Origin of the sequence: Pseudomonas kitaguniensis (genome assembly GCF_009296165.1) — a bacterium.
Lineage (GTDB): Bacteria > Pseudomonadota > Gammaproteobacteria > Pseudomonadales > Pseudomonadaceae > Aquipseudomonas > Aquipseudomonas kitaguniensis.
This window is the reverse complement of the sequence record NZ_VUAZ01000052.1, coordinates 1-19,579: the sequence shown is the minus strand read 5'-3', so window position 1 is coordinate 19,579 and position 19,579 is coordinate 1. Positions and strand designations below refer to the sequence as shown.

The 19,579-nt window shown below is 63.7% G+C and carries 8 protein-coding genes; 7 read left to right on the top strand and 1 reads right to left on the bottom strand.

Annotation, left to right across the window (positions count from 1 at the left end; genetic code table 11):
* Positions 1 to 6: 6 nt before the first annotated feature.
* From F0169_RS09630 to F0169_RS09620, 3 genes are read left to right on the top strand one after another with little or no spacing between them, the layout of a single operon-like run.
* Complete coding sequence (locus tag F0169_RS09630; RefSeq protein ID WP_152746359.1) at positions 7 to 10,086, top strand: non-ribosomal peptide synthetase; 10,080 nt, start codon at positions 7 to 9, stop codon at positions 10,084 to 10,086.
* Positions 10,083 to 13,835 (top strand): non-ribosomal peptide synthetase, encoded by a 3,753-nt coding sequence (locus tag F0169_RS09625; protein ID WP_152746358.1) that lies wholly within the window; start codon positions 10,083 to 10,085, stop codon positions 13,833 to 13,835. The genes F0169_RS09630 and F0169_RS09625 overlap by 4 nt, the downstream gene beginning before the upstream one ends.
* On the top strand, positions 13,835 to 15,475 hold the full coding sequence (locus tag F0169_RS09620; RefSeq protein ID WP_152746357.1) for a cyclic peptide export ABC transporter: 1,641 nt from the start codon (positions 13,835 to 13,837) through the stop codon (positions 15,473 to 15,475). The genes F0169_RS09625 and F0169_RS09620 overlap by 1 nt, the downstream gene beginning before the upstream one ends.
* On the opposite strand, the gene fhuF is transcribed toward F0169_RS09620, so the two are convergent.
* Positions 15,466 to 16,122 (bottom strand): siderophore-iron reductase FhuF, encoded by a 657-nt coding sequence (gene fhuF, locus F0169_RS09615; RefSeq protein WP_152746418.1) that lies wholly within the window; start codon positions 16,120 to 16,122, stop codon positions 15,466 to 15,468. The two genes, F0169_RS09620 and fhuF, sit on opposite strands and share 10 nt — an antisense overlap.
* A gap of 226 nt (positions 16,123 to 16,348) precedes the next feature.
* Here fhuF and F0169_RS09610 point away from each other — a divergent pair, with 226 nt between their 5' ends.
* The 4 genes from F0169_RS09610 to F0169_RS09595 form a co-directional block, all read left to right on the top strand.
* The gene (locus tag F0169_RS09610; RefSeq protein ID WP_152746356.1) at positions 16,349 to 18,052 is read left to right on the top strand and encodes an ABC transporter ATP-binding protein/permease; all 1,704 of its coding nucleotides are present in this window, start codon (positions 16,349 to 16,351) and stop codon (positions 18,050 to 18,052) included.
* Between the two features lie 211 nt (positions 18,053 to 18,263).
* Complete coding sequence (locus tag F0169_RS09605) at positions 18,264 to 18,449, top strand: hypothetical protein (RefSeq protein WP_152746355.1); 186 nt, start codon at positions 18,264 to 18,266, stop codon at positions 18,447 to 18,449.
* On the top strand, positions 18,446 to 18,964 hold the full coding sequence (gene tli1a, locus F0169_RS09600) for a Tli1a family immunity protein (RefSeq protein WP_425274287.1): 519 nt from the start codon (positions 18,446 to 18,448) through the stop codon (positions 18,962 to 18,964). Before F0169_RS09605 ends, tli1a begins: the two co-directional genes overlap by 4 nt.
* A partial coding sequence (locus F0169_RS09595; protein ID WP_241679086.1) for a phospholipase effector Tle1 domain-containing protein occupies positions 18,949 to 19,579 on the top strand: 631 nt, incomplete at its 3' end. The genes tli1a and F0169_RS09595, both read left to right, overlap by 16 nt.

Below are 19,579 nucleotides of genomic sequence, written 5' to 3'. Positions count from 1 at the left end.
ACACCAATGAACAACATCGAAGACATCTACTCGCTTTCGCCGACGCAACACGGTTTGCTGTTTCACAGCGTGGTGGAGCCCGACTCACGGGTGTACTACCAGCAACTGAGCCTGGAAATGAACGGCCCGCTGCAACTGAACGCGTTTCGCGGCGCCTGGCAAGCCCTGATGCAACGCCACGCGGTGTTGCGCAGCGCGTTCCTGTGGGAAGACCTCGACGACGCCTATCAAGTGGTCCAGGGCGACCTGCAACTGCCGTTGACCGAACTCGACTGGCAAACGCGCACCGACACCCAAAACGCGCTGCAGCAGTTGGCGCTGGAGCAACGCGCCCAGCCGCTGGAGCTGAATGACGCGCCGCTGATGCGCCTCGCGCTGGTGCGGCTTGAGCCTGCGCGCTGGCACCTGATCTGGACCTTCCACCACATCATCATGGACGGCTGGAGCGTGGGCATCGCGATTCAGGAATGGCTGGCGCTCTACTACCAGCACGCGCATGGCCGCCCGGCCAACCTGCCGCCGACCCGCGCTTACCGCGACTACATCGCCTGGCTGGCGGAGCAGGACATGGCCGCCACCGAAGGCTTTTGGCGTGAACAACTGCACGACGTCAGCGAACCAACGCCATTGCCCGACTTCGGCCTGCGCCTGACGCCGCCCACCGACGCGCCTTGCGCCGAGCGCGAAAACCGCTTGAGTGTCGACGAAACCGAGCAACTGTCGCAGTTTGCGCGCCGTCATCACCTGACCCTGAACAGCCTGATCCAGGGCGCCTGGGCGTTGCTGCTGGGCCAACATGCCGGGCGCGACGACGTGATCTATGGCGTCACCGTGGCCGGTCGCCCGGAACAACTGGCGGCTATCGACAGCACCGTCGGCCTGTTCATCAACACCCTGCCGCTGCGCGTGCAATGGTCCGAAGGCCCGGCGTTGGTGGACTGGTTGCAACAGTTGCAGCAGGCCAACAGCGACCTGCGCCACCACGCCTACCTGCCGCTGGGCAAACTCAAGGCGATGAGCAAGATCGCCGCCGAGCAGGCGCTGTTCGACTCGATCCTGGTGTTCGAAAACTTCCCGGTCACCGACGCGCTGAACCAGGACGCGGGCGGTTTGAGCTTCACCGACCCGAACCGTGCGCAGGCCGTCGATGGCCTGACGCTGACCCAAGGCCGCAACCATTTCCCGCTGTCGCTGATCGTGGTGCCGGGCGAGCAACTGCATTACCTGTTCAGCTACGACCGCAAGCGCTTCAGCGATGCCGAAATTGCGCGGCTGTCGACGCAATTGCGCAGTGTGCTGTTGGCCATGGCCGCGCAGCCAGCGTGCCGCGTGGGCGAACTCGACTGGCTCAGCGCTGCCGAGCGCACGCAGTTACAAGCCCTCGGGCGCGGTGCACAGCTCGCCGTAGCACCACTGTGCCTGCACCAGCGCTTTGAGCAACAGGTTGCAGCCGCCCCCGATCAACCGGCGCTGCGTGACGCACACGGCGCGCTGAGTTACCGCGAACTCGACCAGCGCGCCAATCGCCTCAGCCAGCATTTGCGCGCCCAAGGCATCGGCCACGACAGCCTGGTCGCCCTGGCGCTGGAGCGCAGCGCCGATTTTGTCATCGCCCTGCTCGCCACCCTCAAGGCTGGCGCCGCCTACCTGCCACTGGACCTGAAACAACCGCTCGGGCGTTTGGCCGATGTGCTGCAAGACAGCCGCGCCGCGCTGTTGATCGGCGCGACCGCGTCGCCCTTGCTGACCCGCTTGGCCGAGCACACACCACTGCTGTGCCTGGCTGAACAGGCCGCCGTGATTGCCGCCCAGCCCGACACCGCGCCGGTAATCACGCACGCGCTGGATGCTGCGGCCTACGTGATTTACACCTCGGGCTCCACCGGTACGCCAAAAGGCGTGGTGGTCGAGCACCGCGCCATCGTCGACTACCTGACGGCGGTGCACAGCGTGCTCAAGCCGCCGGCCGCCGCGCGCTACGGCCTGCTGTCGAGCATTGCCGCCGACTTGGGCCACACCCAATTGTTCGGCGCGCTGTGCAGCGGCGGCAGCCTGTTGCTGGTGGATGACGAAAGCGGGTTCAGCCCACTGGCACTCGCCGAGCTGTTCAGCCAACACCCGGTAGATGTGTTGAAAATCACCCCAAGCCACCTCGGCGGCCTGTTACAGGCGCTGCCGGATGCGCGCTTGTTGCCCACCGCGCTGCTGGTGTTTGGTGGCGATGCCCTCAGCCCCGCGCTGCTGGCCCAGGTCAACAGCCTGGCCCCCGGCCTGCGCGTGTTCAACCATTACGGGCCGAGCGAAGCCACGGTTGGCGCAATCGCCACCGAACTCACAGCGGGCCAGCGCAGTATCGCGCTGGGCAAGCCACTGCCCAACCGCCAACTGCGGGTGGTCGACGCGCAAGGTCGCGACGTGGCCACCGGGGTCAGCGGCGAACTGCTGATCAGCGGCGCCCTCGCCCGTGGCTACTTGCACCGTGACGACCTGACCGCCGAGCGCTTTCACAGCGATGCACAGCAGCAACGCTGGTACCGCACCGGTGACCGCGTGCGCTGGCTGGTCGACGGGCAACTGGCGTTCCTCGGCCGCGTCGACAGCCAAGTGAAGATCCGTGGCAACCGCCTGGAGCTGGGCGAAGTCGAGGCGCAGATCAGGCGCTTGTCGCCGCTGATCGAGCAAGTAGTGGTGCGCGCGGTCGAGCTGGACGGCAGTGTGCGTTTGGTCGCCTACCTGGTTGCCAGCCAGTCGCTGTCAGCGGTCAAGCTGCGTAACGACCTGAGCAGCCGCGTGCCGGATTACATGGTGCCCGCGCATTTCATCACGCTGGATGAGCTGCCGCTGACGCGCAACGGCAAGGTCGACGTACAAGGCCTGCCGCTGCCGCAACCCGCCAACGACGAGAGCGCTACCCACGTCGCCCCGCGCAATGAAGTCGAAACGCTGTTGGCGGCGATCTGGCAAGACGTGCTCAAGCGCGAGCAGGTCGGTGTCAACGATAACTTCTTCGCGATTGGCGGTGATTCGATCCTCAACCTGCAAATCATCGCGCGGGCCAACCAACAAGGGCTCAAGCTCACCCCACGGCAACTGTTCGAAAACCGCACCATTGCCGACATCGCCCGCGTACTCGGCGCCGATGCCAGCCATGCGGTGGCCGAGCAACTTGCCGATGGTTATGCGTTGCCACTGAGCGCCGGCCAACGCGCACGCCTCGAACAAGGCCCGCTGACCGCCACTTGGCGTTGCGTGAAACTCGCACAGCCGCTGGACAGAAAACTGCTCGCCGAAGCCCTCGGCGCGCTGCAGCAACATCATCAAGCGCTGCGGCTGGCGCTCGACAGCGACTGGCAACAGCGCGTGCTGGTCGCCCCCACAGCGCCAGCGGTTTCGCTGGGCGAGTACACCGAGGCCGAGTTGCACAACGTCGCCCAAGCCGCTGTCGAGCGCCTTGACCTGCACGCCGGGCAAAGCCTGCATGCCAGCCTGTTGGGCGAGCACCACCTGCTGCTGGCCGCGCACCCGTTGTGTGTGGATGACGCGTCCTGGCCGTTGCTGCTCAACGACCTCAACCTGGCGCTGGGCCAATTGCGCTTCCAACGGCCGGTACGCTTGTCTTACACCGGCGGTAACTTCACCCAATGGGCACGCCACCAGCACACCTACGCCGAAAGCGATGCGCTCGACGACGCGTGGGAACACTGGCTGCAATACGCCGCGGTAGACACGCTGCAACTGCCGCACAGCCAGCACGTCAGCCAAGTGATGGAGCACCGCCTGGGCGCCAAGCCCAGCGGCGACCTCAAGCGCTTGGTCGACGTGCTGCACTTGGACTGGAACAGCCTGCTCGCGAGCGCCGTGGTTGAAGAATGCCGCGCCCACTGTGGCGACGGCCTGCTCGCGTTAGACCTGCACGCCGCACGTGCGACTGCCGAGCGCTTGCCGGTCAACGCGCCCATCGTCCTCGCCGACCTGCAACCGCACCTGATCATCGGCGCGCTGGACTTGGCCGTGCCGGTGTTCGTGCACACCGAGGGCGCGACGCTGCTGCAACGCGTGCAGGCAGTCGCGGCGCAACTGCGCGACTACCCGCAACACGGCGCCGACTATGGCGCCTTGCGCTACCTGTCGGATAACACCTACCTGCAAGAACCCTTGCGCGAGTTGCCGCCGGCAGCGGTTGCGATCCATTGGCGCGGCGACCTCGACAGCCACCGCGAACAGCGCGGCCTGCTTGAGCAAGTGACGGCGGCGAACACGCCAACACCCTCGGCGCACGCGTTGCGCATCGATGCGCATTGGCAGGACGGCCAATTGCACCTGCGCTGCGAAGGCGCACTCGCCGCCGAGTGGGCCGCGCCACTCGCCGAACGCCTCAGCGCCTTGGCGGCACTGCTCGCCGAGCCTGAGCTGCGCCCGGCGAGTCAAGCGTTCCCGCTGTGCCACCAACAGGCGGCCACCCTCGCCGCCGAACCGCTGGACTGGGCGAACCTCGAAGACGTGTACCCGCTGTCGTCGATGCAACAGGGCATGCTCTTGCACACGTTGCTGCAGCCCAACAGCGGCATCTACCTGATGCAGCAACGCTACAGCTGGGACGGCGTGTTGCAGCGCCCGGCGATGCAGGCGGCGTGGCAAGTGTTCCTTGATCGGCACCCAATGATGCGCACCGCATTCTGGTGGCAGGACGACCATGAGCCGCTGCAATGCGTGTACCGCAGCACCGACCCGGCGTTCGACTGGCAAGACCTGCGCCACTTGAATGACGCGCAGCAACGCGCAGCGATGGACCAGGCTCTGGAAGCGCAGCGCGTGCAGGGTTTTGACATGAGCAGCGCACCGTTGACGCACTTGCGCGTGTTCCAGCTGGATGAGCGCCGCTTCGCCGTGGTGCGCAGCTTCCACCATATCCTCACCGATGCCTGGTGTTTCGGCCTGCTGATGGAAGACCTGTTGGCGATCTACCAAGCCATCGTGCGTCAGGAGCCGATAGCGCGCCCGCGCTTGCGTTCGTTCCGTGGCTACATGAGCTGGCTCGAACGCCAGGACATGGCCGCCGCGCACGCCTTCTGGCAGGCCGACCTGGCCGGGTTCAGCGAGCCGACGCCGCTGCATGTAGACACCGCCCTCGCCCGCCCGGAACAAGCACCGGAACAGGTCGGCGACTTCGACCAGACCCTGAGCATCAGCCAGACCCAACGGTTGCAGCAGCTCTGCCAGCATTACCAATTGACCCCCAACACCTGGATTCAGGGTGCGTGGGCGTTGTTGTTGTCGCGCTACAGCGGCAACCGCGACGTACTGTTCGGCGTGACCGTGGCCGGTCGCCCGACTGACCTTGCGGGTGTCGAAGAAATGGTCGGCCTGTTCATCAACAGCCTGCCGTTGCGCATTGATGTGGACCCGCAAGCGCCGGTGGCCAATTGGTTGCAAGCCTTGCTCTCGCACAACGCGCGTTTGCGCGAACACGAAAGTGCCTCGCTGGTGGATATTCAGCGCAGCAGCGGTGTACCGCGCGGCCAACCACTGTTCGACAGCCTGGTGGTGTTCGAAAACGCGCCGCTGGACATCAGCAGCGTGCAGCTGGATGCCTTCAGCATCGACATTTATGAAGATCGCGTGCACACCAACTTCCCGATGACCGTGGTGCTGTACCCCGGCGACCGCTTGGGTATTCGCTTGTCGTATGACAGCCAGCGTTTCAGCAGCGACACCGTGCAGCGCATGCTCGGCCACTTGGTGCAGTTGCTGTCGAGCATGCTTGATGCGCCCGAAGCGCCATTGGGCAGCCTGCACATGCTGCCGCCCGCAGAGCGTGAGCAATTGCAAGTGGACTGGAACCGCAGCGCGGTAGACTTCCCGCTGAGCCAAGGCTACGCGGCGCTGTTCGCCGATCAGGTACGCCGTCGGCCGCAACAGATTGCCGCCGTGCATCAGCACGAGACGCTGACCTACGCCGAGCTGGACCGTCGCGCCAACGCTGTGGCCCATGCCTTGCAAGCCGCCGGTGCCGGCCCGGAAAGCCTGGTGGCGCTGTTCGCCGAACGTGGCCTGGCCTTGCTGACGCTGATGATCGGCACGCTCAAAGCCGGCGCTGCGTTCCAGGCGCTGGACATCCAACAGCCGCCCGCGCGCCTGGCCGAACTGCTGAACCTGAGTGCAGCGCCGCTGCTGCTGGTGTGCGACAGCGCCGCCGCTGAGCTTGATGCGGTGCTGCCGCAGATTCTCAAGCAGCCCACCTGCCTGATCGCGCAGCCACTCTGGCAAGGCGAGGCCAAGCCGGCCGTGGCTTACACACACAACCCCGACCAACTGGCCTACGTGATTTTCACCTCCGGCTCCACCGGCAAACCCAAAGGGGTGATGGTCGAACAGCGCGGCATGCTCAACAACATTTTCGGCAAAGTTCCGGCGCTGGGCCTCGGCGAGCACGACCGCATCGCCCAAACCGCCTCGCCGGCGTTCGATATTTGCGTGTGGCAGTTCCTCGCCGCGCCGCTGGTAGGCGCCACTGTGCACATTTTGCCGGACAGCCAGGCGCATGACCCACTGGCCTTGCTCGACGCAGTGCAGGCGCAGCAATTGAGCCTGCTCGAAACCGTACCGGCGCTGATGCGCGGAATGTTGCAGGAGGCGCGTGCGCAGCACAGCCTGTCGACGCTGCGCTGGCTGCTGCCGACGGGCGAAGCGCTGCCACCGGCGCTGGCGCAGGACTGGTTTGCGCGCTTCGCCTCGGTGCCATTGATGAACGCCTACGGCCCCGCCGAGTGTTCGGATGACGTGGCCTTTTACCCGATCAGCGAGGCGCCGGGCGATGACTGCCTGCACATGCCGATTGGTCGGCCGACCGCGAACAACCAAGTGTTTGTGCTGGATGCCGAGCTGCGCAGCGTGCCCATCGGCGTGCCGGGCGAACTGTGCATCGGCGGCGCGGGTGTCGGCCGTGGTTACCTGCACGACCCGCAGCGCACGCGTGAAGCGTTTGTCGCGCACCCGTTCGAGCCGGGCGCGCGCCTGTATCGCAGCGGTGATATTGGCCGCCTGCGCGCGGATGGAGTGATCGAATACCTCGGGCGCCGCGACCAGCAAGTGAAGATCCGTGGCTATCGCATCGAACTGGGCGAAATCGAAAACCGCCTGATGCAGCACCCGGCGGTCGACAGCGCAGCGGTATTGGCGCTGCCGGATGCGCGTGGCGCGTTGCAACTGGTGGCCTGGTACGTACTCGACGACACCGCAGACCTCGGCGGGCAACCCGCGCAGCAGGTACTCAGCGCGCACCTCGCGCAGCAACTGGCGAGCTATATGCTGCCGGCGCGCTGGCTGAACCTCGCGCAGTTGCCGTTGAACGCCAACGGCAAGGTTGACCGTCGGGCCTTGGCGGCACTCGACGTGCCGCACGCCGAGCAGGCCGAAGGCGAATCGGTGGCGCCGCGTACGCCGACAGAACACGTCTTGGCCGAGCTGTGGCAGGACATTCTCGGCGTGGCCACTGTCAGCGTGCACGATGACTTCTTTGCCATCGGCGGGCACTCGCTGTTGGCCACGCAAATGCTCTCGCGCATTCGTCGACGCCTGAACGTCAGCCTGCCGCTGCGCACCCTGTTCGAAGGCGGCACCCTGGAGCAATTGGCGCTGGCGGTAGAGCAACAGGCTCAGGTGCCCGACGACAACCCCATCGTGCCGGTGCCGCGTAACCAGACCCTGGCGTTGTCGTACAGCCAGCAACGGCTGTGGTTCCTCGACCGCTTCGAAGGCCCGAATGCCGCCTACAACATGACCAGCGTGGTGCGGCTGCGTGGCGCGCTCGACACCGGCGCCTTGCAGCAAGCGCTGCAACGCGTGCTGGAACGGCATGAATCGCTGCGCACCAGCTTCCACCTGAAAGGCGACCAGCCGTGCCAGGTGATCAACCCGGCGCCGATGCTCAACCTCACGCCGATCAGCGTGCAAGCGCACGCCCTGCAACGCCTGATTGATCAGCACGCGGCGCAGCCGTTCGACCTGCAACATGCACCGATGCTGCGTGCGCATTTGCTGCAGGTGGGCGCGGATGATCACGTGCTGCAACTGGTGTTGCACCACATCGCCACGGACGCCTGGTCGATGGGCATTCTGATTCAGGAGCTGATCACCGGCTACCAGGCCTACGCCAGCGGTTCGGCGCCGGTATTCACGCCGCTGCCGATCCAGTACGCCGATTACGCGCAATGGCAACGCAGTGAACCGCAGCAGCGCCAATTGGCGCGGGCGATTGATTACTGGCGGCGTCAGCTCGACGGCGCGCCAACCCTGATCGCGTTGCCGCTGGATGCGCCGCGCCCGACGCAGCCGGACTACCAGGGCGCGGTGCTGACCCAGCACTTCAGCAAGGCGCAAACGCAGGTGCTCAAGGCGTACGCGCACACCCAGCGCGCCACGCTGTTCATGGTCTTGCTCAACGCCTTCAACAGCCTGTTGCAACGCGCCACCGGCACGCACGACTTTATCGTTGGCACCGACCTTGCCAACCGCGAGCAACCGGCGCTGGAACAACTGATCGGCTTCTTCGTCAACGTGCTGCCGATCCGCGCACGCCTGAGCGACAGCGACAGCTTCGACAGCCGCCTGCAACGCCTGCGCGAAGACTGCCTGGCGGCGTTCCAGCACCAGCAAGTGCCGTTCGACAAGCTGGTGGAAGCGCTGCAACCACCACGCACGCCGGGGGTTAACCCGCTGGTGCAGGTGTTGTTCGTGATGCAGAACACCCCGCAGGGCACGGCCAGCCTGTCGGGCCTTGAGGTGGAACACCTGGAGCCGCAGCAGCAGACCAGCAAGTTCGACCTCGCGGTGTTTGTCGAGGAAGACGAAAGCGGCCTGAACGTGCGCTGGGTGTATCGCACCAGCGTGCTGCAGGCGCAGACCATTGCGCGGCTGGAACAAGGCTTCGAGCAACTGCTTGAACGCTTGACGCTGCAGACGTGGGCTTGGCGCCTGGAAGGCGACAGCCAGCCTGCGCCGGTGGCCATAGACGAGGCGCAAGCGCGCAGTGAGCGCAAGCAGTCGAAGATGAGCAAGCTGAAAAACACCCGCGCCACCGCCGTCAGCCAGTTGGCGCATGAGCAGGTACGCACGCGCACCTTGAGTGACGCGCAACCGCTGCCGCTGGTGATTGAACCGCTGCTGGCGGATTTGGACCCGGTGCACTGGGCCGTGCAAGCGCGTGAGTGGATCAATGCGCAACTGCGCACCCACGGCGGCCTGCTGTTTCGCGGTTTTAACCTGCCGGACGCAAGCGCCTTCGAGCAGTTCGCCCAAGCCATCGAACCGGACCTGTTCGGCACGTACGGCGACCTGCCGAAGAACAAGTCCGGGAAGAATATCTACCACTCCACGCCGTACCCGGAACAACACATGATTCTGTTCCACAACGAAAGCTCGCACTTGCCGCAGTGGCCGCGCAAGCAGTGGTTTTACTGCGAGATACCGGCACCACGCGGTGGCTGCACGCCGGTTGTCGACTGCCGCCAGGTGCTAGCGCAGTTGCCGGCCGACATCGTTGAACGCTTCAAGGCCTTGGGCCTGCTCTACGTGCGGCATTTCACCGACAAGCTGGATGTGCGCTGGCAAGACTTTTTCAAAACCGAGCAGCGCGAAGAGGTCGAGCGCCAATGCCGGAAATCGGGCATGCAGTGGGAATGGCTGGGGGCAGACAACCTGAAAATCGCCCAGTATTGCCCGGCGATTGTTGCTCACCCGGACACCGGCGAGGCGTCGTTTTTCAACCAGGTGCAACTGCATCACAGCGCCTGCCTGGAGCCGGAAGTGCGGCGCAACCTGATCAACCTGTTCGGCGCCGGCAACCTGCCACGCAACGTCTATTACGGCGATGGCAGCGTGATTGAAGACGCGGTGATGGAAGTGATCGGCGCGGCGTACGAAGCCTGTGCGGTGCGCTTCGCCTGGCAAAAGGGCGACATGGTGATGCTCGACAATATGCTGGTGGCGCATGCTCGCGACCCGTTTGAGGGTGAACGCAAAATCTGCGTTGCCATGGGCCAGATGATGAACCGCGAACCACTGAACCGCACCGAGGAACAGGCATGAGTAACCACCCGGCAGCATTCGCCCTGTCGCCCCAGCAACGCAGCCAATGGCTGGCGAACGCGCCACCGGCACGCTTGGTGCTGGAGGTGCGCGGCGCCACCGCGCTGGCACAGTTGCAGCAACGGCTGGCGGCGCTGGCCACGGTTCACGATGCACTGCGCCTGCACACCCGGCCTGAGCCGGGCTTGCAGGTGCCGCTGCAGATCGTCGCCGCCACCAGCGCCATCGGTGTAGACGTGCAGGCGCTGGGCGATGAAGTGCGGCGGGTCACGTTGCAACTGCCCGCCCTCGCCGCCGACCGTGGCACGCTGCTGCGGCTGGCGCGGGCGCTGGGTTCGGCGCAAGCGCCGGTGGCTGACGCCGAGGCGATGACCTACACCCAATACAGCGCCTGGATTCACGACTTGCAGGCCGATGAAGACGCGGTACAAGGCCGGCAATACTGGGCCGGCCTGGCGCTGGGCGAGCACGCCGGCAGCGAGTTGCTGTACCGCGAAGCGCGCAGCGATCAGACCGATACGCCGCTGACCACGCGCTGCGCGCTCAACCCGGCGTTAAGCGCCGCGTTGCAAGGGCACAGCGCGCCCGCCGAACAGTTGCTGATGGCCGCTTGGGGTGTGCTGTTACAGCGTTTGAGCGCGAGTGACAACCCGGCCCTGAGCCTGAACTGGGTGCATGACTGCCGTGACGACTATGAAGAACTCGCCGAGTGCTGGGGCTTGTTCGCCAAGGCCCTGCCATTGCCTTGGCAACCGGCACTCGAGCACCCGTTCGGCGCGGCACTCGCGACCTTGCAAGCGCTCTGCGAGCAAGTCGGCGAATGGCAGGAATACTCACCGCCGGTCAACACCTCAGCGTATGGTTTTCAGTGGAGCGCGGCCCCCGATGTTGCTGCGGGTAGCCCGTTCAACGTGCTGGAGGTAGACGCGATCCCCGCCGGCATCGAACTGCTGCTGGTCGCCGAAGCGCACGCGACGGGCGCCTACCGCCTGACGCTGTGCCATCAGGCCAATCGTTACAGCGTGCAGGCCGCACAGACCTTGCTGGAACAACTGCAATCGCTGCTGCTCGACGCCCTCACCCACCCGGCCAAACCCTTGGCCGAGCTGTCGCTGCACGCGCCGGGCTTTGCGCAGGCGTTGGCGGCAAGGCATGCCAGCGTCGCACCGGCCTTTGTCAGTGTGCCTGCGCGCTTCAATGCGGGCGCTGCACGCTTTGCCGAACACCTGGCGTTGCGCGACCCCGGCCAGCACCTGAGTTACGCCGAACTGCACGCGCGCAGCAACCAGTTGGCGCATTACCTGCGCGCCCAAGGCATTGGCCGCGAAGACCGCGTGGCGCTGTACATGGACCGTTCGGCGCCGATGGTGCTGGCAATGCTCGCGGTGCTCAAGAGCGGCGCAGCGTTTGTGCCGCTGGACGTGCACCAGCCGGCGCAGCGTTGCCTGGCGATCCTGCAACAGGCGCAAGCGCGCTTTGTACTCACTGGCGCCGACGGCAATGCGCCGCTGCTGGCGTCGATGGGCAGCCTTGACCTGCGCGATACTGCCGCGTGGCAACACACGCCGATGACCGACGTGAGCCACGAGATTCAGCCGAATGACGCGGCCTACGTGCTGTTTACCTCGGGCAGCACCGGCGTGCCCAAGGGCGTGATCATCGAGCACGCGCAACTCGCCAGCTACGTCGACAGCGTGTCCGCACGCCTGCAACTGCAAGCCTTCGAGCGCAGCGCCGTGGTCACCTCGCTGGCCGCAGACCTGGGTTACACCCTGCTGTTCCCGGCACTGCTCAGCGGCGGCGAACTGCACCTGCTCGACAAACAAACTGCGATGGATGCCCAGGCGTGGGCCGCCTGGCAGTTGCGCTACCCGATTGATCACCTGAAAATCGTGCCGTCGCTGCTCGACGCCTGGCTGATCAGCGCGCAAAGCGCCGCGGTATTGCCACGCAAACAACTGATTGTGGGCGGCGAAAGCTGCTCGCAGCGCCTGCTGCACTCGATCCGCCAGTTCGCACCGCAACTGAAGCTGTTCAACCACTACGGGCCGACGGAAACCACCGTCGGCGTAGCGATGCACACGCTCGACCCGGCCTGTGACTACCGGCGCCTGCCGCTGAGCGATCGACTCGACGGCATGCGCCTGTACCTGCTGGATGAGCAACAGCAACTGGCGGCGCCGGGGCAACACGCTGAGCTGTATATCGCCGGCCCGCAATTGGCGCGTGGCTACCTCGATGCGCAACACAACGCCGAACGTTTTATCCAGCGCGACGGCGAACGCCTGTATCACAGTGGCGACCGCGCGCGTTATCGGCACGACGCCAGCCTGGAAATCACCGGCCGCTCGGACCGCCAGGTCAAGGTGCGCGGGTTTCGCATCGAGCTCGACGAGATTCAGGCGCAGCTCGCCAGCCTGCCGGGCGTGGCGCAGGCGGCGGTGGAATGCTTGCCCAAAGGCGAACTGGGCCAGCAATTGTTTGCCTTCTTGACCCTCGCGCCGGGGCATTCAGTGAGCGTGGCGCAACTGCACGGCCAGGCGCAGGACCGCTTGCCGGATTACATGCTGCCGAGCTTGCGCATCGTCGACGCCTTGCCGCTGATGGGCAACGGCAAACTCGACCGCAAGACCTTGCAGCAATGGGCCGACAAGGTCCTCGACAGCGTTGGCGGTGCCTCGCCGCGCACGCCGTTGGAAGCGCTGCTGGCCGAGGTCTGGGCGCAGGTGCTGGGGCTGGAGCGGGTGGGTATCGAGGATGACTTTTTCGCGCTGGGCGGGCACTCGCTGGCGGCGGTGAGCCTGGCCAGCCGATTGCAAAGCGTGCTGTCGGCGCCGGTCACGGTGAATGCGGTGTTCAATGCGCCGAGTGTCGCGGCGTTTGCAGCGCTGGTGCAGTCCGAGTTCAAACTGTCGCCGCTGGTGCGGTTGTCGCCAGCGGACAGCGGCGCGAAGCTGTTCTGCTTCCACCCGTCCACCGGCCATGTACAGGATTACCGCACGCTGCCGCCGCATCTGCCGAACTGGCAATTGTGGGGGTTGCAGGCGGCGTATCTGGGCGATGACAGCGCACCCCTGGCCGACGGCGACATCGATAGCCTGGCTGCGCAGTACGTCGAACACCTGCGCCAACAACAGCCCAATGGGCCGTATCATCTGCTCGGGTTCTCGCTCGGTGGGCTGCTGGCGATCAGCGCCGCGGCGCAATTGGAGCGTTGCGGCGAACAGGTGGCGTTTCTCGGCATTCTTGACTCGCAATACCAGCGCGAGGCCGCGCAAGACAGCGTCGCGGCGCTGATTGCCTCGGCTGCGCAAGCGCTGACCGTAGACAGTCAGGCGCTACTGCGCCAGTTGCCGGCAGCAGTATCCGCCGCGTTGAGCGCACACCTCGCTACACTGCCGGTCGCGCAGCGCCTGCCCGCGCTCGCGCAATGGGCACAGCAGCAGGGCTTGCAACTCGATGGCGACAGTTGGGAGCACCTGCACACGCGGCTGGGTTACCAACAGCATACGCAGCAGCTACTCGGCAGCTTCCAACCGCCACGGCTGAGTTGCCCGGTGCATGTGTGGTGGGCCGACGCCACGCTGGGCGAGGCGGACTTTGCCGACCCGCAGTGGCAACAACTGAGCAGCGGGCCATTCGCGTGTGAAGTGGTGCAGGCGCAGCACTTGAACATTCTTGAGCACCCGGCGGTGCATGAACAATTGGCGGCCGCCCTTGCGGCGCTGGCAACAGATGGAGCGGTTTAATGGATTTGCTGATACTCATGGCCAAGCGCTCGTGGCGCGCGCTGTTGGTGGCGACGCTGACGGGCTTGGCCTGCGGGCTCGCGGCGGCAGGCTTGATCGCGATGATCAACCACAGCCTCACGGTGTTCGATCAACTGCGACCGATTGACGGCCTGTACTTTGGCGGCCTGGTGCTGTTGGTAGCGGTGTCGCGGATTATTTCCGACATCAGCCTGCTGCGCCTGGGCCAGGCGGCAGTCAACGATATGCGCCTGCACCTGAGCGCCAAGCTGATCGACACGCCCTATGCGCAATTGCAGCGCCTGGGCAAACACCGGCTGCTGGCGATGTTGACCGACGACACGCAAACCATCAGCCAAGCGGTGGAGCTGGTGCCGATTCTGTTGGTAAATGGCGGAATCATCATTGCCTGCCTCGGCTACCTCGGCTGGCTCAGCTTGCCGTTGCTGGGCTTGACGGTGTTGCTGATCGTACTCGGCAGCTTGAGTTTCAATTGGCCGCAACGCCGCGCGCTGACCTCGATCTCGCGTGCGCGCGAGCTGAAGGACCAGTTGTTCGAGCATTACCGCCTGCTCACCGATGGCAGTAAAGAACTGCAGCTCAACCACCCGCGTCGCCAGCACTTTTTTACCCGCCTGTTGTTGCCGGTCAGCCAGCAATACCGCCGCGACTTTGTGCGCGGCATGAGCATTTATGCCGTGGTGCTCAACTGGGGCAATGCGGTGTTTTATATGCTGATCGGTGTGGTGCTGTTTGTCGCGCCGCACTTCATCGACCTGAGCGTCAGCCTGGTCACCGGTTACATCCTCACGATCCTGTACATGATCACGCCGCTGTCGGAACTGATGCACGCCCTGCCGACACTCGGCCGCGCCAGCGTTGCGCTGAACAAGGTGCGCAGCCTGGAAAGCGAGATGCACGGCGCCAGCGAAACCCTCGAAACCTTCGCGCCGACTCAGGTGCGCAGCCTGGTGTGCCGTGACGTCACCCACACCTACTACCGCGAACGCGAGGACGGGCATTTCACGCTGGGGCCAATCAATGTCACGTTGAGTACCAGCGAAGTGGTGTTCATCACCGGCGGCAATGGCAGCGGCAAGACCACCCTGGCGCTGTTGCTGACGGGGCTTTATCGCCCGGAAAGTGGGGACGTAATGCTCGACGAGCAGGTCTCGTCAAGCAACGACAACCACCATTTCCGCCAGCATTTCTCGGCGATCTTCACCGACTTCTGCCTGTTCGAAAATCTGTTCGACGGTGACAACCCACAGTTGGTGCAGCAGGCGCAGGATTACCTGGTGCACTTGCAGTTGGACCACAAGGTGCAAATCGAAAAAGGCCGCCTGACCACGCTGGCCCTGTCGACCGGGCAACGCAAACGCCTGGCGCTGCTCAGTGCCTACCTGGATGACCGCCCGTGCTACCTGTTCGACGAGTGGGCGGCGGATCAGGACCCGGTGTTCAAGCACTTTTTCTACACGCGAATTCTTGCGGACCTGCGTGAGCGCGGCAAACTGGTGATCGTGATCTCCCACGACGATGCGTATTTCGGCCTGGCCGACCGGCTGCTGCGCATTGAACACGGACGGCTGAGCGAATCACGCCTGAGCGCGCATGCCGAGGTTGAACTTCAGTCGTAAAGCGAATGCAGGTAACTGACCTGCTCGGCGACGGGCAGGCGGTGCAGTTTGGGGCAGGATTCGCAGAGCACCAACGGCTCGCCTTCAACCAGCGGGTGCAGTTGATAGTGCAGGCAGCAATGCCGACGCAGCGGCAGGCGCGGGCAAATCTCGGGGGCCGGCGACGGCACCTGGCGTTGCAGGCCGCGCAATTTCAAGCGCCCGTCGTTGACGCTGACCGTTTCCAGCCACTGGTGCGCCTCGGCAAAGCCTTCGCGGCTCAAGTCGGGGTCAAGCCGGTCGAAAGCGCCGTCCCAGATCGCCACAAAATTGCCCCACAGCACCTTCGGCGCCAAGCCACCCGCTACTGCCAGGCTGGCGAACAACGGCGCCAGGTGTTCGTGCACCCAGCGCGACCAATACGCGGCGCGCTCCGCTGCGGTGATGGGCGGCAAGGCGCTGGAAAAATACAACGCCAACGGTTGGCCGGCATCCAGGCGCAACACCGCGTCATCGCCCCAAAAGTCGATTGCGCGCTGCCCGGTGAGCACGCAGGCCAGCGTTGCCGGCACCACGATGCTCATGTAGTTCATCGACCACTGCGACACCACGGCCGGCTGGTTGATGCCGGGGTAACGCAGGGCGAACTCGGCCAGCACCGGGTGCAACAACGCGGGGGCGGCGGCGCGGCTCAGTGGGATGAACGGCTGATCATTCGGTTCAAGCTGGATGACCCGCTGAATAGGCGGCCACGCCTGCTTGAGCCAGTCTGGAAATTCGATAACGCGGCTCCTGTGGCTTTCCCTTATGAATGCAAGCGATTAGCATTGGCAGATCCTATCCTCCCTCCCCTGCAAACTCAACGTCGCCAACGACCGGACCTCTTCAGCCCTCATGCATACACTTCGTAATTTCTGGCGCCTGGCACGGCCATTCTGGACCTCCGAGCAGAAATACCCGGCCTTGCTGTTGCTGTTGGCCACCGTGCTGATGAACCTGTGCCTGGTGGGCGTGAATATCCTCAACAACTTCTGGAACCTGCATTTTTATAACGCACTGCAAGAGAAGGACTACCCGGGCTTTTTGGTGGGCGGGCTGCAATTCATTCTGCTGCAAGTTGGGCTCGCGGCGTTTACCGTCGGCGCGTTTCACTTTCAGCAAAAACTCACCTTGCTGTGGCGGCGCTGGTCCACGCGCAACATGCTCGATCAGTGGCTGGACAATCAGCGCTACCAGAAGCTGAAACTGACCGAAACCGATGTCGACAACCCCGACCAGCGCATCGCTGAAGACATCGACCTGTTTATCATCAAGTCGCTCAAGCTGAGCCTTGGGTTGCTGACGGCAGTGGTGTCGCTGTTCTCGTTCCTGAACATCCTGTGGCAGGCCTCGGGCTTGATCAGCATTCCGTTGGGCGATCAAAGCGTGGTCATCCCGGGGCTGTTGGTGTGGGTGGCGCTGGTGTATGCGCTGCTGGGCACCGGTTTCGCGTTCTGGCTCGGCCGCGCCCTGCCCCAGCTGAACTTCATGCAGCAACGCCGCGAGGCGGATTTTCGTTTCTCGTTGATGCGCCTGCGCGAAAACGCCGACTCGGTTGCGCAGTACCGTGGCGAAGCCGTGGAAAATCAGCGGTTCAACCAACGCCTCGAAGCTGCGCTGCAAAACTTTTGGGTACTGGTGAAAAAGCAGAAGCTGATCATGGGCTACTCGACCTTCTACCTGCGCAGCGCCACAGTGATTCCGATGTTTATCATGGCGCCGCAGTTCTTCGCCGGGGCCTTTACCCTCGGGCGCCTCACGCAGATCAGCGCGGCGTTTGGCGAAGTGCATTCGGCCGTGGCCTACCTGGTTGGCGTGTTTCCAGAGCTGGCCGAGTGGAAATCGGTGATCGACCGGCTGGACGGCTTCCAGAAACGCCTGGATAACGTCAAGGTCAACTCCGACGTAGTGCTGACGCAACAGCGCGACGGTTTGCTGATTCGCAACCTGGACATCTGGCTGCCCGATGGCCGACGCCTGTTTACCGGCTTTAACCTCGCGCTCAAGCCCGGCGAAAGCCTGCTGATCAGGGCGCCGTCAGGGTACGGCAAATCCACGCTGATTCGCGCCGTCTCCGGGCTTTGGCACCACGCGTCAGGCACGGTTGCCTATGACCGTGAGCGTACGCTGACGCTCTCGCAAAAAACCTACCTGCCCCTCGGCAGCCTGCGCGAAACGCTCTGGTACCCGAACCCCGCGCCTGCCACAGAGGACGCCCTGTTGCAGCAGCTGATGCAGCAAGTCGGCCTCGAACACCTGTGCCCGCAACTCGCCCAAGAGCGCGACTGGGCACAAACCCTGAGCATCGGCGAACAACAGCGCTGCGCCTTCGTGCGCGCGCTCCTGGCCCGCCCTGCGGTGCTGTTCCTCGACGAAAGCACCTCGGCAATGGACGCCGCCAACGAAGCGCGGTGTTACCAGTTGCTCAAGGAAATGCTTCCGGAAACGATCCTGATCAGCGTTGGGCACACTGTCTCGCTGGAGGGTTTTCATCAGCAGGTGCTGGAGTTGCAGGGTGAGGTGAAATGGGTGCGTCGTGAGGTGAGGCAACCGGTTTAAGCGGCAGCGCATTACGAAATACCGATGCGCCGAATGCACTCGGCGCGATTCTCACAGCCCTCTCAAGCATTGCGTATTCGCCGTATCAAACGGATACCACACGAACTTGGGAGGCTTCCTACATCAAATCTTTTTCCGTCTTGTTAGCGTGCTCTGAAATTTGAGCTTGCGCAGGCTGTGGCTTGAGCATCGCGTTTTAAAGGATAAGCGTATGTTCGCACCGGCCAATGCTGCGCACTTCACGTTGTTACTTGATTGCCGCCAGCGAGGGCTTTTTAAAGTCCCGGTGATCCAGTGGCACTGGTTTGACCAGGACAAGCGGCATCACAAGGATGTTATCGCAAGCGCACTGCGCAAACCTCCACTGGCGTTGACGCGTCCTGAAACCCTTTTATGAGCCGTTTATTCCTTGTGCTGTTAATGGGCGGTATGTCGCTGCTGGGCTGTGCGCAGCCCCAGCCTGAACGATTAGGCACGCCCATTGAGGGTTATAGCCATACCTCGGCAGCGATTAACCGGTTCTCGGTAAATGGTAATGGCGGGCCGAATGTCGGCCCTTATGGTGGCGGTGGAAAGCAGAACTGCTGCGCGCCGCTTCCGGTGAAGTGGTATCCCGGTTTGACCGTCGTGGTTGAGTGGGAGAAAGACCCGAATCCGCATGCTTCAGCCAATTGGCCTCCGCTTGGGACAGATGGCTACCGGGCTGCTTACAAACTGCATGCGGCCAAATACACGCGCCATCGTGCGGTTGTAGTCGTCGCGCCCTATGACGAGTTGGGCGCAATAGACGTGCATTTTCTGCCGTGTAATCAGGTCGCGGTTTCAGCAGTAGCCGTGCTTCCGGGCCAACCCGGCTATCCGTTTAACTTCCCTCAAAAAATGCTGGAGCCAGTCACATGTCCGAAGCCATGACCCCACAACTCAAAAAGCCTGCTGCGGAATTTCTCAGCCCAACTCCCGATTTCGAAATGGGTGGGCTGCTGCCGCAAACACGAGGGGATGTACTGCGTAATTATCGGACGCAACGGACGGCCTACGACCCTTTTGAACAACAATCGATGGACGCACACCGTGCGGCTGGGCTGGTTTACCCGGGCCCGCCATGCATGAAGATCGTGACGATCACGCTTTGCTTTGACGGCACCAACAACCATGAACCGTCAGACGCTATGGCATTGCCTTCAACTACGACCAATGTGGCTCGCTTGTACCACGCCAGTGTGGGTAGGAATGACAGCAAGGCCGCTGAGCAAGAAGGTTTTTATGCTTACTACATGCAGGGGGTTGGCACCGAGTTCAAAGAAATAGGCGAGTTCAAACCTGACAGTCAAGGGTTGACGATGTCGACAGGCGGCGAGAACAGGATCAACTGGGCACTGACCCGCCTGATCGATGCGCTGAAAAGAGCCAGTAGTAAAGAGCGCCTTAAAAACCCGGATGCCTACGCCCTCGACTGCAAAAAATGGGCACAGCCTTACCGAAGAACGCACTCGGTGCTTCGATATTCAAAAACAGCTATACGCGTCG